The 14176-nt window shown below is 70.6% G+C and carries 10 protein-coding genes; 5 read left to right on the plus strand and 5 right to left on the minus strand.

From position 1 onward, the window contains the following. Positions 1-26: 26 nt before the first annotated feature. Together H6726_01925 and H6726_01930 are read right to left on the minus strand one after the other, a co-directional pair. On the minus strand, positions 27-629 hold the full coding sequence (locus tag H6726_01925) for a VTT domain-containing protein (GenBank protein MCB9656378.1): 603 nt from the start codon (positions 627-629) through the stop codon (positions 27-29). A gap of 89 nt (positions 630-718) precedes the next feature. Continuing rightward, on the minus strand, positions 719-1630 hold the full coding sequence (locus tag H6726_01930) for a LysR family transcriptional regulator (protein MCB9656379.1): 912 nt from the start codon (positions 1628-1630) through the stop codon (positions 719-721). 56 nt (positions 1631-1686) lie between these two features. Between H6726_01930 and H6726_01935 the strand changes: the two genes are divergently transcribed. Both H6726_01935 and H6726_01940 read left to right on the plus strand, forming a co-directional pair. Beyond that, positions 1687-2523, plus strand: a complete 837-nt coding sequence (locus H6726_01935; GenBank protein MCB9656380.1) for a sterol desaturase family protein — start codon at positions 1687-1689, stop codon at positions 2521-2523. 79 nt (positions 2524-2602) lie between these two features. After that, a complete protein-coding gene (locus H6726_01940; protein MCB9656381.1) occupies positions 2603-3823 on the plus strand; it encodes a diguanylate cyclase in 1221 nt (406 codons plus the stop codon). Positions 3824-3946: 123 nt separating this feature from the next. Here the strand turns inward: H6726_01940 and H6726_01945 are convergent, their stop codons facing one another. Continuing rightward, positions 3947-7768 carry a protein kinase gene (locus H6726_01945; GenBank protein ID MCB9656382.1) on the minus strand — a complete coding sequence of 1274 codons (3822 nt, stop codon included), beginning with the start codon at positions 7766-7768 and terminating at the stop codon, positions 3947-3949. 69 nt (positions 7769-7837) lie between these two features. On the opposite strand from H6726_01945, the gene H6726_01950 reads away from it, so the two are divergent. The 3 genes from H6726_01950 (at position 7838) to H6726_01960 (ending at position 12219) form a co-directional block, all read left to right on the plus strand. Then, complete coding sequence (locus tag H6726_01950; GenBank protein ID MCB9656383.1) at positions 7838-9490, plus strand: acetolactate synthase large subunit; 1653 nt, start codon at positions 7838-7840, stop codon at positions 9488-9490. Positions 9491-9586: 96 nt separating this feature from the next. Continuing rightward, complete coding sequence (locus H6726_01955) at positions 9587-10429, plus strand: tetratricopeptide repeat protein (GenBank protein ID MCB9656384.1); 843 nt, start codon at positions 9587-9589, stop codon at positions 10427-10429. Further along, a complete protein-coding gene (locus H6726_01960; protein ID MCB9656385.1) occupies positions 10429-12219 on the plus strand; it encodes a hypothetical protein in 1791 nt (596 codons plus the stop codon). Before H6726_01955 ends, H6726_01960 begins: the two co-directional genes overlap by 1 nt. Positions 12220-12253: 34 nt before the next feature. Here H6726_01960 and H6726_01965 read toward each other — a convergent pair whose 3' ends face one another. Together H6726_01965 and H6726_01970 are read right to left on the minus strand one after the other, a co-directional pair. Next, entirely contained in the window at positions 12254-13339 is a 1086-nt protein-coding gene (locus tag H6726_01965) for a hypothetical protein (protein MCB9656386.1), read from the minus strand. A 116-nt stretch (positions 13340-13455) separates the two neighbouring features. After that, complete coding sequence (locus H6726_01970; protein ID MCB9656387.1) at positions 13456-14154, minus strand: hypothetical protein; 699 nt, start codon at positions 14152-14154, stop codon at positions 13456-13458. Positions 14155-14176 lie beyond the last annotated feature (22 nt).

Here is a 14176-nt window from a genome sequence, read left to right on the forward strand (position 1 = left end):
GCGCGACCCCCGGCCGGGTGCGCCCGTCAGCGCGCGGCCAGTCCGAGGAACTCGAGCAGCCACTCGGTGAACACGGCGCAGGCCAACGCCCACGGGATGAGCCCGATGAACGACCCGATCACGTACTGACGCAGGCGGACGCTGGACATCGCCAGCGCATAGTTGAGCGGCGGCGCGAAGGCGAAGAGCATGCGCAGCACCGTGACGACCGCCACCGGACGCTCGTCCATGAGCTCGAGCACCTTGCGCATGATGGGCCACTTGATCTCGCCCAGCGGCTGACCGCCCACTCGGCGCACCAAGACGAAGGTGCACGTCACGGAGATGACCCCGCCGATGAAGCCGGCGACGCCGCCCACGACCTCCCCGTACGCCACGACGGCTGCAAGCACGAACACCATGCCGGGGATGTGCATCAGCTCGCCCAGGCAGAACACCACGAGGTAGATCACGAACCCGAGGACGCCGAGCTCGCTCATGAACGCGCGGATCTTGGGGACCGTCAGGTGCTCGGCCAGACCCGTGACCTTGCCGAGGACCACCAAGCCCACCAGCAAGGCGGCGAGCAGCACGAGGCGCCAGGTCTTGGTCTTCTCGGGCGGGGGCGCCGGCGTCGCGTCGTCTGTCATCGGTCGATCCTTCTAGCGTGTCTCCGCGTCCGAGTCGCGGGGTATCGAAACCCGGGCGTCGTCGCGGCGCGTCGCCCGCTCGGAGCGCCCTACGCGCGCGACAGGAAGACGTCGGTCAAGAGACGCACCGCGGGCGGCACCGGGCGCCCCGCAGCGAGCAGAATACCGGGTTCCGAGGCCGGTGACGGATACGCGACGGGGAGCACGACGAGCCGCCCTTGCGCCGCATAGCGATCGAGGACCGAGCGCGGCCCCAGCACGATGGTGTCAGACGCCTCCGCGAGCGCCGTGAGGACCTCGTAGTTGTCGCACAGCACATCGGCGGTGAGACCGCGCCCAGGACCGAGCATCTCCTCGACGAAGCGACGCATGCGCGGCGGCGGTGTCGCGCCCGCGCGCGGGTAAGAGAAGAGGTCCGGAAGGGTGGCTCGTTCGCCCAGGGCCGCCAGCGGGTGCCCAGGCCGGACGGCGCCCGCGATCGGGTCGGGGCCGAGGGTCTCCACGTCGAACTCCCCATCAGTCCGCTGCTCCCAGTCGGCGACCACCAGGTGCAGCCGCCCCGCGACGAGCGCGGGCGCCAACTCCTCGGTCGCCGCGACGCGCACCACGACGCGCACGTCCGGCGCGAGCGCGCGGAACCGGGCGAGCGCGGCCGGGAGCGGGCCGAGCGCCACCACGGGACCGACCCCGATCTGCAGCTCGTCCAAGTGCTGCTCGCGATGAAGCGCCGCCTCGCGCTCGAGATCCCCTGCCGCGGCGAGCATCGCCCGCGCACGCGCGAGTACACGGCCATGCAGCGCGTTCGGGCGGAGGCGCCGCCCAGAGCGATCGAAGAGGGGGCTGCCCAGCGCGTCCTCGAGGGCCGCGATCGACTTCGTCAGCGCGGACTGGCTGAGGTGCAGCGCGCCGGCGGCGGCGTGGAGCGTCCCGTGTTCCTCGAGCGCGACCAGGTGCACGAGGTGCCGGAGCTCGAAGGGCGGCAATTGATTCTCACCAGGCATGTTTAGATGAAAACATACCACTTGTAGGAAGTTTTCATGGAAACCATCGTGTGTCCATGACGCTCCGCCTGACCATCCTCTCCATCGGCCTGACCTTCGGGCTCCTCGAGCTCTGGCGCTCCCCACCTCGAGGCCGCAGCGGACGCCAGCTGGCCTTCGACCTCCTGTCGAGCGCCGCGGTGGGTCTGGTCGTGAGCCCGCTCGTCGCGCTGACCGTGAGCGCCCTCCTGGACGTGGCCTCGCCGAGCAGTCGCAACGCGTTGGCCGACCTCCCGCTCTGGGCCGCCGTGGGGCTCTTCCTCGTTGGGGACGACCTGACGCAGTACCTCTGGCATCGCGCGTCGCACAGCGTCCCGTTCCTGTACACGCTCCACCGCGCGCACCACTCCGCCCGCTACATGAGCGTGTCGATGATGTACCGCAACAACGTCTTCTACTACGCCCTCATGCCCAGCCTGTGGGTCAGCGGTGCCCTCGTCCACGCGGGGCTGGGCGCCGTCTACGCGGGCTACCTCGCGGTCAAGCTCACGGTCATCGCTGGCGCGCACTCCAGCGTCCGCTGGGACGAGCGCCTCTACCGTGTGCGTTGGCTCTCGCACGTGATGTGGGTCGTCGAGCGTATTGTCTCCACGCCCTCCACCCACGCGATGCACCACGGCCGGCACGCGGACGACGGTGTCACCCACTACGCCGGCAACTACGGCAACCTGCTGTTCTTCTGGGACGTGCTCTTCGGCACGGCGCGCATCACGCGCCGCTACCCAGAGGCCTACGGCATCGAGAACCTGGCGCCCGAGTCCGCCACGACCGAGCTGCTCTGGCCGCTGGTGCCGCTGCGTGGCGAAGGTCGCGCTGCCGAGGCAACGACCACTCTCCCCGACGCGGCCGAGTAGGAGGTCGCTGCGGCGCCAACGAAACGGACATCGGCGTCGTCGGCGAGCTTGCCGCGCGCGACGTGATACAGAAGCGCGCATGTCCACCGACCTCGAGGTCGTGATCGACCCGGACGTGCTTCGCCTGCGGGTGAGCGAAGCCACGGCCGCCGAGAACCTCACGCGACTGCGCACCTTGGCGCCGCTGCTGGTGGTGGTCCACGCGGTGCACGTGGTGGTGTTTGCGGCCTTCCGCCCAGACTCCCTGCTGGACCAAGCGGGCTCCGCGCGCGCAGAGAGCTGGCGGCTCGCGATCGCGGGCGCACACGCAGCGGCCACGGTGGTGAGCCTGTCCGCCACCCTCCTCATGCGGCGTCTGGGGCGCGCGACGTCGGACGCCGCTCGGCGCTTCGCGCTGATCATGGCCGGGCTCTACCTCGTGTTCGGCGCGCTGCTGACGGGCATCGACCAACTCGTCACCAACTCGATCAACGCCTACCTCGCGGTGTCTCTCGGGGTGGCGCTGCTGACCCGAGCGACCACGGTCCAGACGGTCGCCGCCTACACCCTCGCGTTCCTCGTCCTGGTAGGTGTCTGCGCGCGCACGCAGCCCGACTCGGCGCAGCGGCTGTCCGTCATCGTGAACGCCCTCACGGCCACGGCGCTCGGCCTGGGTCTCTCCCTGTACGCCAACCGCATGACGCGGCGGCGCACGCACCAGCGTCTCTTGATCGAGGCGCAGCGGCGCGCGCTGACCGAGACCAACGCGCGGCTCTCCTCGGAGGTGGCCGAGCGGCGCCGGGCCGAGGAAGAGCTGACACACCTGGCCACTCACGACGTGCTGACCGGGCTGCCCAACCGCCGCGCGTTCGCGCGCACGCTCGAGGACGCCATGGGCGAGGCGCGGGCGGGGCGCCCCAGCACCGTGGCGCTGCTCGACCTCGACCACTTCAAGCGCATCAATGACACCTACGGACACGCGCAGGGCGACGAGGTGCTGCGCGACACGGCCCGTGTCATCCGCGAGGCCCTGCGCACCGACGACCACGCGGCGCGGCTGGGCGGCGAGGAGTTCGGCGTGCTGCTGCGCGGCACCGACGCTGGCGATGCCGGGGCCCTGCTGGACGGGCTGCGCGTGCGTATCTCGGAGCTGCGTTGGCCGGTGTCGGACCTGCGGCTCACGACCAGCATCGGTTTCACGGCGCTGCACGGGGAGGACAACCTCGACGCGCGTGAAGCCCTGCGCCGCGCGGACGCGGCGCTCTACCGTGCCAAGGAGGGCGGACGCGACCGCCTCGTGTCCGCCGACGAGCCCGCCTGAACGCAGACGGGCCGCCGCCAGATGGCGCGGATCGTGCGACCCCAGCTCTCTCCAACACGGTCGCTCAGGACCGTCGACGCAACCGGGCGTCACCCGAGACGGCTTGCGGTACGCCTCGGCCGTTCAGGCGCTCGCGACCTTCGCGACCGCACCCCAGCGACGGTAGGCCTCGGTCGCCCGCGACGCCTCCCGGTCGGCCTCCTCGTCCCTCTCCAGCGCGCGGAGACCGCCTGCCATGAGCTCGTGCGTGAGCGCAACATCGCCGAGCCACGCACCAGCGCGCGCTCCGTCGAGCGCCTGGGCGAAGCGCCGCAACGCCTCCTCGGCGTCCCCGTCGACCTGCATCAGCGCACCCTCCGCCAGCGTCAGACGGTGCGCGAAGTTCATCGGAGCGTGCTGCGCGAGCGTCCGCAGCGCTTCGCGGCTGGCGTCGAGCGAGGGGCGCAGCGCAGCGCGCTCGTCCGCGCTCAGGTCCCCCCAGGCGGCGCAGCCGGCCAACACCGCGAACTGATGGAACAGCGGTAGCATCCAGCACGACGGGATGGCGTCCAGGTACCCGCGCGCGCGCTCGAAGTGCTCGCTCGCGGCCCGCGGGCGCCCGAAGTGGTAGCGCGCCATGCCGATGACGACGTGGTGGATGGCGATGCTTCCGCGCGCACCGGCCTCGACGTCCGCAGCGAGGATGGACGCCTCGTCGAAGTCGGCGTCGTCCAGCGTCCACGGCTCGTCCTTGGCGCCCGTCAGCGCGCGCAGCAGCTGCTCGAACGGCGCGTGCAGGTGCGCCGCGTTGATCTGGCCCGTCGCGCGGATCTGCTCGCCCAGCCGCAGCGCGTCGTCGCGCAGCGGCTCGAGGGGCTCACCCGCCGCGAACGCCATGTACGTGTACATGTGCGCGGCGAAGGCGCCGTACTCGAAGTCTCCCGTGCGCTGCGCCACCTCGAACACGTCGCGGGACATGGGCAGCACGCTGCGCAGCGGCACCATCCACGAACACACGAAGTTGAAGGCCACGTGCCGGGTCGCCGCCTCGAGGCTGCGGTCGGGGAAGCGCGCGATCAGCTCGATCGCGAGCTTCCCCCAGTCGTGCGAGACGGGATAGAGGCCCGCCGAGTTCATGATCAACCCGAAGAGGGCCAGGGCGTTGGGTGTCGCGCTGGAGAGCCCGCGCTCCACGGAGGTGGTCACGAGGTTGCACGCCATCAGCGCCAGCAGGTTGGGCCGCGCGAAGAAGGCCACCGGACACAGGCGCACCTGGATGCGCATGGCGGCCAGGACGTGCGGGTCGTCCGCGTCGGGCAGCGCCGAGAAGCCATCGACCCCGATGCGACCGAGCTCGGCCAACGTGTGACCGAACGCCGCGCCGACGGTGCCCTCGTCGGGGTCGAGCGGCAGCTGGACCCCGAGCAGGCCGAGCGCCTCGAGTCCCGCGTCGAGCGCCGCGAGGTAGTCGTGGCGAGTAGCCAGCGCGTCCACCTCGACGGCGCGCACGGACATCTGGTCCAAGAGCGACCGCGCGTTCGACTTCACCGCCTCGACGCGCGCGTGCATCACGGTCGCGGCGCCCGTCAGGTGGGCTGCCTCTGCGCCCCCCGCGTGGAGCCCGAGCGCGGTGTCGTAGGCGTTGGCCCACGCGTCTTCCGGGAGCAGCGCGAGCCCGTCTTCGAAGCAGCGGAAGGCCAGCGCGAAAGACGCGGCCTGCCGCGCCTGACGACCCGCGAGGAGGTGCAGCTCGGCCGCCCGCAGCCGCTCGCTCGCCTCGACCAAGAGGGGCTCGGCGGCGCCCAGGTGCCGCACGGTGTCGAACAGCCACGGGCCCGGGTCGTCGCGGTCGAGCGCCGCGACCAGCGCTCGGCCGAGCGCGAGGTGTAGCGCGCGCGTGTGCTCCGGCGTGAGCGCCGCCAGCACCGACTCACGCATGCGGTCGTGGTAGATGCCGAGGCGGCCATCCGCGCGTACGCCCGCGCTCTGGACGAAGTGCCCACGATGTAGCGCGCTCAGCACGCCAGGGACGTTGCCCTCGAGCCCCGCCGCAGCACACACCACGGCGCGCGGGATGGGGTTGTTCGCCACCGCGAGCACCTCGACCACACGGCGCTCGGCATCCGGCAGCGCTCGCGCGCGCTGGGCGAGGGCGTGGTCCAGGCGCACGACGCGACCGCCGTGCTGCGCTGCGGCGTGCGCGAGCTCTTCGAGGAAGAACGGGACACCGCCCGACTCCGTGGCGATGGCAGGTGCCAAGTCGGGTGAGAGCCCGAGCGACGTCAGCGTCTCGCGCGCGAGCTCGAGCGCTGCCTCGTCGTCGAGCGGGTCGAGCGAGATGACCACGGCGCGCTGCTCCGGAGGCAACGCCGAAACCGCGCCGAGGAAGCGCGCCACCTCTCCGCGTTGGGAGGCCTCGGCCGGTCGCAGGGACAACACCATCAGCAGCCCGGGCGGCCCACCGTGCAGCAACCGGAAGAGCAGGGACATGCTGTCTGCGTCGGCCCACTGCAGGTCGTCCACCTCCAGCACCAGCGGTGCGCGCGCCGCCAGCTTCACGAACAGCTGATAGAGCGCCTCGAGCACACGCCGGCGCAGCTCGAGAGGCGCGACCTCGCCGGTGGGTGCCGCGGGCACGAGCTCGCCGCGCGAGAGCACCGGGAAGACCTGCGTCAGCTCGCCGAACCACGGAGGCAGCAGCTGCGCCAGCTGCTCGTCGTCGTACGCGGCCAGCTTCACCGCGAGGGCGTCGATCATGCCGTCGAACGCCTTGTAGGGAACGGACTCGCGCTCGTAGCAGCGCCCGTGCAGCACCAACGACCCGGGCACGTCGCCTCCGCTACGGAAGCTGCTGTGCACCAAGGCGCTCTTGCCCACCCCGGAGCCCCCCTGAACCAACGTGACGACGCTGCCCCCCTGGGCGACGCGCGCCCACGCGTCTCGAAGCAAGGCCTGCTCGCGTGCCCGTCCCACGAGGCGCCGCGCCGACGGATCCTCTGGCGCTGCGCGGTGCTCGATGCCGAGCGCCTCCCGCACCTCGGCGATGCTGGGCCGCTCGCGCGGGTCCCGGGCCAGCAGCCTCTGACAGATCTCCATGATGGCGGCCGGAACGCCCTCCACGACGTCTGCGAGGCGGGGCACCCGGCGCACGTTCACCCAGCGCTCCGCGACCGGCAGCTGACCAGCCAGCAGCTGGAACATGACGCACCCGAGCGCGAACAGGTCGGACTCGGGTGTGGCCGACGCGCCCACCCACAGCTCGGGCGCCATGTACGGTGGCGTCCCGATCACGGCCGCCTCTTCGTTGAGCCGCGAGGGACGGCCCACCCGCTGCACCAGGCCGAAGTCCAGGATGCGCACGGTCCCGTTCGGCTCCACCAGGATGTTGCTGGGCTTCAGGTCTTGATGGATCACGCCACGCTGATGCAGGTACTCGAGGGCGTCGAGGATCTGCGCCATGGTGTCGTCGAAGAACTCGAGGTCGCAGACGGGCGTGGCCAGCGCGGGCAAGGCGGGCGCCTGCAGCGTCTCGGCGTCCGGCCGCGTCGTGGGGCGGTCCGCGCGCGTCGCCTCGGTGGGCGGCGCGATCTCCCGCGAGCGACTGACCGAGGCTTCGCTGATCGTCCGACGGATGCCGTCGACCAGGTTCACGCCCTCGATGAGCTCCATCGTGAAGAACCACAGCCCTTCGTGGCAGGCCAACTCGTAGAGGGGCACGAGGTTGCGGTGGGTGAGGTCCGCCACCGCGCGGAACTCGTTCTTGAACAGCAGCAGGCGCTCTGGCGCGATCTCCCGCACGCGCAGCGTCTTCAGCGCGACGCGCCCGCCCAGCTCGGTGTCGATGGCCTCGTAGACGTCGCCCATCCCGCCGTGGCCGATGAGCCCGACGACGTCGTAGCGGCCGACCCGGACGGGGACCTTCCCGACCGCTTCTCGGAGGGTGGACGACTCCATGACGGATGCCATGAGACACCATTCTGGGACGAAAGAACAGTCGCCGAGCACACGCCCCGCCCTTGCGTTAGTCTCCGCGCCATGACCAACGGAGCCTCCGCGCTACTCGAGACCCTGCGCAACGCTGGCGTAGACACGTGCTTCATCAACCCGGGCACCTCCGAGATGCACTTCGTCTCGGCGCTGGACGACAGCGACGTGCGCTGCGTCCTGGCCCTGTTCGAGGGGGTCGCCACCGGTGCGGCCGACGGCTACGCCCGCATGGCCCAGAAGCCGGCCGCCACGCTGCTGCATCTCGGCTGCGGGCTGGGGAACGGCATCGCCAACCTGCACAACGCGCGCAAGGCCCGGGTGCCCATCGTCAACATCGTGGGCGACCACGCGACGTACCACACGAAGTACGACGCCCAACTGCAGTCCGACATCGAGACGCTGGCGCGCAACGTCTCCACGTGGGTCCGCACCACCAGCAGCGTGCGCAACCTCGCCAAGGACACCGCCGAGGCCGTGTCCGTGGCCATCGGCCCTCAGGAGCAGATCGCGACGCTCATCCTCCCGGCGGACGTGTCCTGGGGCGAAGGCGCCGTGGCCGTCCAGCCCGCGCCACGCCCGCAGCCGGAGTGCGCGGCGCCCAGCGTCATCGACGAGGTCGCACGCGTGCTCAAGAGCGGCGAGAAAACGGCGATCCTGCTGGGGCGCCGCGTGCTCCTCGAGCAAGGGCTCACCGCCGCTGCGAAGATCGCGGAGCGCACCGGCGCCACCGTGCTGTGCGAGGTGTTCCCCACGCGCCTGCAGCGCGGCGCTGGGCTGCCCGAGGTCGAGCGCCTGGCCTACTTCGCCGAGCTCGCCTCGGTGCAGCTGGCGGGCTACCGCCACCTCGTCCTGATCGACGCGAAGGCGCCCGTCTCGTTCTTCGCGTACCCCGGCAAGAAGAGCTATCTGGTGCCCGACGGCTGCAGCGTGCACGAGCTGGTCACCACGGAGGAAGACGCCGTGGGCAGCATCGAGAAGCTGGTGCGCGCGGTGGGTGCCGAGCGCAGCAAGCCCAAGCTCGCGGCATCTTCCCGACCCGAGCTCCCGGTCGGAAAGCTCACCGGCCCGAAGGTGTGTCAGGCCGTGGGCGCGCTCCTGCCCCCCAACGCCATCATCTCCGACGAGGCTCAGACCTCGGGCGTCAAGCTGGGCGCCTTCACCGCGGGAGCGCCACGGCACGACCTGCTGACCCTGACGGGAGGGGCCATCGGCCAAGGTCTGCCCGTCGCGCTGGGCGCCGCCGTCGCCGAGCCCACGCGCCCCGTGCTCGCGCTGGTCGGCGACGGCTCCGCCATGTACACGATCCAGGCGCTGTGGACGATCGTGCGCGAGGACCTGAACGTCACCACGGTCATCCTCAACAACCGCGCCTACTCCATCCTCAACATCGAGCTGGAGCGCGTGGGCGCCGAGGAGCCGGGGCCCAAGGCGCGCGCGCAGTTCGACCTGACCAGCCCGCCGATCGACTTCGTCAAGCTCGCCGAGGGCATGGGCATGAACGCACGCCGCGCGTCGACCGCAGAGGAGTTCACCGCGGCGCTGCAGCACGCATTCAGCACCAAGGGGCCACACCTGATCGACGCCATCGTGCCCCCCGAGTTCGACGGCCTGAAGCTGCGTGCGCTGCCCATGGGGCTCGAGGCGCTGCAGCGCATCCCGTCGCCCATCGCGAAGACGCTGAAGAAGAAGCTGGGCCTCTGACGGCGCCGGGCGGTCTACACAGTGGACACATGCGTCCCGAGACGCGACACTGAAGCGGCAATCGTACGTCTTCACCACTTCCTTCGGGGGAACACCTTGACTCGATCTCTCTTCGTGGCCACCGCCTGTTGCGGTCTGCTCGTCGCGTCCCTGTGGGCGGCTCCGGGTCTGGCGCAGGACGACCGCGCGCGCATGCACTTCCAGGCTGGTGCTTCGTACTACGAGGCGGGCGACTACGCCGACGCCCTCCGTGAGTTCCAGCGATCGCACGCGCTCAGCCAACGGTCGGAGCTCTTCTACAATTTCTCGCTCTGCTACCAGCAGCTGGGCGACCTGGAGCAGGCGGCGCAGTACCTGCGGCGCTTCCTCGACGAGGTGCCCACGGTCGAGAACCGTGACCAACTCGAGCGGCGGCACGCGAACCTGCTCGAGCGCATCGCGCAGCAGCACGCGGACCCCGAGCAGCCCGTCGACACGACCGACCCAGACCCGCCCGACACGGACGCGCCAGACACGGACACGGACGCGACAGACGCGGCGAGTACGCCGGCCGCGCCTGATGCCTCGGACGAACCGCCTGCGGACACCCGTGCCGCATCGTCTGGCGTGCACCCCGGAGCCATCGCGGGCTACGCGACAGCAGGCGTAGGGGTCGCCATGGCGGTCACGTTCGGAGCCATGGCCCTCCGCGAGCGCAGCGACGTGGAAGCCGGCTGCGGCGCCGACCGCAGCTGCACCCGCGGACAGGTGCAGCGCATGGACAGGCTGGCCCTCGTGGCCGACCTCGGCATCGCGGTCGCGGTGGCCGGGGCCACGGTCGGCACCATCTTCCTCATCCGCGGTCGTCGCGACTCCTCGGACGCGACGGAAGCGCGGGTCGCCGTCTCACCCTACGCTGGGCCCACGGGCGCCGGCGCCTTGATCCAGGGGCAGTTCTGATGATGCACCCCACTCTCCGCGGTGCCCTCGTGGCCTCACTGCTCGGGCTCGTGATGCTGCCGGTGTCCTCTGGCTGCAGCCTGCTCATCGACTCCGACGAGTTCGTCGCGCCGCGCGATGCGGGCTCCTCGGACAACGGCACGGGCGACGCTGGCGGCAACGACGACATGGGCAACGAAGACAGCGGCCCCGTGGACCAAGGCCCCGAGTCCTGCGGGACGCTCGTCTGCTCTGGCAGCGCGCCCCACTGCTTCGCGCCCAACTTCTGCGTGGAGTGCACCGAGAACGCGCACTGCCCCAACAATGTCTGCGACCCCACGACGGGCAACTGCGTGGACCCCTCGCCCGACTGCGTTTCGTGCAGTGGCCCCGGAGACACGTGCGTGGACTTCCCCGGCGCCGCGAGCGGCAAGGCGTGCATTCGCTGTGACCGAGACGCCGATGGCTTCACCGCCAGCTGGAACCTCTGCAACTCGGCGGCCCCCGTGGGCCGTCCGCGCGACTGCGACGACTCCAACGACCAACGCTACCCCGGTGCCTCGCCGGTGTGCGACGACAACGCACGGCAAGGGTGCCCGACCCCCCAGTTCGATGACCTCATCCAACACCTCGGCGGGAGCATCGTCGAGTTCGGACAGACCCCGAGGTACACCGTCGCGAACGGCATCAACCTGAACACGCAGCTGAGCACCCTCGCGATGGACCCGGCCGTGGGCGTCGAAGGCGAAGACCCGAACGCGGCACGCTGGGCCTTTGGCTACCTGGACAACGGCAGCGCCTACCTGACCACCGTGCAGGAGCGTGGCTTCGACGACAACGCGGGACAGTTCGTGTGGCAGGTGGGGGGCGCGCCGCTGCACGGCTCCCCCGGTTGGCCCTTCGACGAAAACGAGGTGACGGCGTTCACGCTGGACGCCACGGGCGAGACGGGTCCCGGCCGTCGATTCTACCGCTTCGGCGCCGCCGGCAAGATCGGAGGTGACTCGAACACCGTCCTGCTGGCGCAGAGCATGAGCAACCCCGGCTTGATCGACGAGATCTCGCGCGCCGCCGAGACGGTCGGCTTCCTCCCGCCACTGGCCATCATCGGGACAGCCACGGACTTCGACCTGATCTTCCGGTCTGGGGGGTTCGCGGGGAACCGCATGCTCCACTCGCAACCCGAAGGACAGACAGCCGTCGCGCCGGTGGCGCCGGATGCGGTGGCATACGTGTACGAGGCGGAGGGGGAGCACATCTTCTACCGCACCAACGCGGGCAGCATCGGCTACTGGGATGGTGTCGCGAACGCGGGACGCACCGTGGACATGACCGGGACGGGCGGCAACGCGGTCGGGCCTGCGCGCTTCGCAACGGATGGCATGAACACGGTCGGGCTGATCCCTTACCTGACTGGCGTGCGCGTCGTCTCGTTCGGCTGTCCCGGCGGCATGTTCGACAACTGCGAGACGGTCACGTCCGACATCCAGCCGGTGCTGCCCAACATGAACGTGTTCGACTTCGAGCTGCGCGACAACGTGCTGTTCGTCGCGTTCGCGATGGGCGACAGCGTGATGCTCCACGTGCTGACCTTGAACGCGGGTACGCTCTCCGTGCGGACTCCGCAGGCCCTCCGCATCATCGGGCCGAACGACAGCAACCCGACGCTGCAGAGCATCGTCGCCGTGGAGACCGACATCAACGTCGGCCCCAACCACGTCGAGATCGTGGTGGGTGCCGCCGCCGCGACCACGGGCGGGCCCTCCGCGGCGATCGTCGCCACCGCCCTGCGCGCGTGCACGGCGCTCTGAACACCCGCGCGTCGACCCTCTGAGCGGCTCTGGCTCAGCGGGCGACGCGGCACCGGACCGCCAAGGCGGCCAGCGTCGGGTCGCGCTCGTCGACCTCACGCAGGCACCGCTCGCTGGCGGCCAACGCGTCGGCCGTGCGGCCGAGAGCAATGAGCGCTTCGACCTCGATCGCTCCGCGCGCCGCCCCTTGGTGCGGAAACCCTTCGAGCAGGCTCAGGGCACGCTCGGCCTGTCCCGCCTCGAGAGCAGCCCCCGCGTCGCGCAGGGCCGCGAACGGCGTGCACGCGTCCGGTGCGCGGTAGGCGCAGTCGAGTGTGAGCTCCTCCGCGCACACCTCGTAAGCGCGCGCCGCCTGGCCGGCGTGCGCAAGCGTGTACTTCAGCATGGTGGCCGCACGGCAGCGGGTGGACGACGGCAACGACGCGTCCCTGAAGATCGGCTCGATCGCAGCGGCCCGCGCCGCGAGGGGTAGGTCGTCCGCGGTACGCAGGATGCGCTCTTCGTGGCGACGCCGGGCATCGCGGAAGAGGTACCACCCGAAGACCGCGCTCAGCAGCAGCGCGACGGCGACGTGTGGGGCGTACCAGCGCGATCGCCCGGCCGGGCGGCCCTCGCGCCGTACGCGGTCCTCGATCTCGTGCAGGCGGTCGCTCGTGGCCGCAGCGAGCGCCCAGTCCAATACGCCCTTTGGATCATCGACCGCGAGCTCTGCGATCACCAGCTCGCCGTCGGCGCTCTCCAATGCGATGAGGGGGATGTCCCGTGATTTCACCCGCCGCGAGAAGCGCCGCACGTCGGTGATGTCCCGCCAGGCGACGAACCGCTCACGCCACAAGCCCACACGGCGCAGCCCCGTCGCGCCGACCAACACCGACTCCATGCGGGCCACCCGCGTGACCCCCCACGGGAACAGCGGCCACACCAGCACGCACACCGGGAGCTTCCACCAACCGACCCCCGTCGCGAAGGGCGAGACGATACCCGCGAGCACGAAGAACAGGAACCACACCGCCAGGAACCACAAACTGGGCCCGAGGACGACACGTCGGGCGCGCGTCACGGGCAGCGTGATGAAGCGGTCGGATTCGGCTGGCGTCGCGGGTTCGCGGTAGGCGCTCATGAGGGGAAACCTACCTGTAGGTTCAGGTGTGCGCTAGTGTTCCTGTGTCTCCCCATCGCGTTCGTTGGGCGGACGTCTGCGGCGGTCGCTGCTCCTCGAAGGGGTACGCGCTCCAGCTAGTGCGTCTCGGGCTCTGCGAGATGGTCGGGGAAGCGTCGTGTGAAGAGCGCGTGCCTCGCGGCCGAGAGCGGGTCCCGCGGCAGGCGACAGAAGTAGCGCATGGCGTTGGGCACGGTCCCGAACGTGCGGGCGATCGCCTTGAAGCGGTCCGAGTCCGCCACGTTCTCCCGAATCGGCGCCTGCGCGTCGCGCGCGACCCGGAACGCGCGCACGTAGTCCAGCAGCTTGCCGTGGTATGTGGGGTCCTCGATGATCGCCTGGATCGAGCGCGTGCGCGGGTGAGTCCCCGCGAGCATCTGCTCCACCTGCTTCTCGAGCTCCTCGAGCCCGCCCTCGTGCGCGTCCAGCAGCTGCAGGTCGTAGCAGGGGTTGGCGTGCGTGACCTGCATCAGATGTCCGATGATGTTGTCCGTCGTGCTCAGCAGACCCGTCGGATCCACGAGCGACGCCGGATCATCGAGGAAGCGCAGCACCTGGTGGAAGTTGAAGTTGATGCCCTTGCTCTCGTAGTAGTCCTCGGCCGCGGGCACGATGAAGAAACGCAGCATGTCGTAAGCGCCGATGGCGAGCTGCACGCGGCTGGGGATCTGCTCGACGTACCCCAGGCGGTGCAGGCGCTGCAGACGCTCATCGATCGCGGTGGGCCGCGCGTACTGGGTGAGCGCCTTGGCCAGCCGCGCGAGCTTCTCGGCCATCTCGCCAGGAGATCCAGCCGCT

It is taken from the genome of Sandaracinaceae bacterium, assembly GCA_020633055.1.
GTDB lineage: Bacteria > Myxococcota_A > Polyangia > Polyangiales > Houyiibacteriaceae > JADJJE01.

What these genes read in the sequence shown, in the direction of transcription:
- H6726_01950 (MCB9656383.1), top strand. Translation starts at nt 7,838, where the DNA reads ATGACCAACGGAGCCTCCGCGCTACTCGAGACCCTGCGCAACGCTGGC.
- H6726_01960 (MCB9656385.1), top strand. Translation starts at nt 10,429, where the DNA reads ATGATGCACCCCACTCTCCGCGGTGCCCTCGTGGCCTCACTGCTCGGG.
- H6726_01940 (MCB9656381.1), top strand. Translation starts at nt 2,603, where the DNA reads ATGTCCACCGACCTCGAGGTCGTGATCGACCCGGACGTGCTTCGCCTG.
- H6726_01945 (MCB9656382.1), bottom strand. Translation starts at nt 7,768, where the DNA reads ATGGCATCCGTCATGGAGTCGTCCACCCTCCGAGAAGCGGTCGGGAAG.
- H6726_01935 (MCB9656380.1), top strand. Translation starts at nt 1,687, where the DNA reads ATGACGCTCCGCCTGACCATCCTCTCCATCGGCCTGACCTTCGGGCTC.
- H6726_01965 (MCB9656386.1), bottom strand. Translation starts at nt 13,339, where the DNA reads ATGAGCGCCTACCGCGAACCCGCGACGCCAGCCGAATCCGACCGCTTC.
- H6726_01970 (MCB9656387.1), bottom strand. Translation starts at nt 14,154, where the DNA reads ATGGCCGAGAAGCTCGCGCGGCTGGCCAAGGCGCTCACCCAGTACGCG.
- H6726_01930 (MCB9656379.1), bottom strand. Translation starts at nt 1,630, where the DNA reads ATGCCTGGTGAGAATCAATTGCCGCCCTTCGAGCTCCGGCACCTCGTG.
- H6726_01925 (MCB9656378.1), bottom strand. Translation starts at nt 629, where the DNA reads ATGACAGACGACGCGACGCCGGCGCCCCCGCCCGAGAAGACCAAGACC.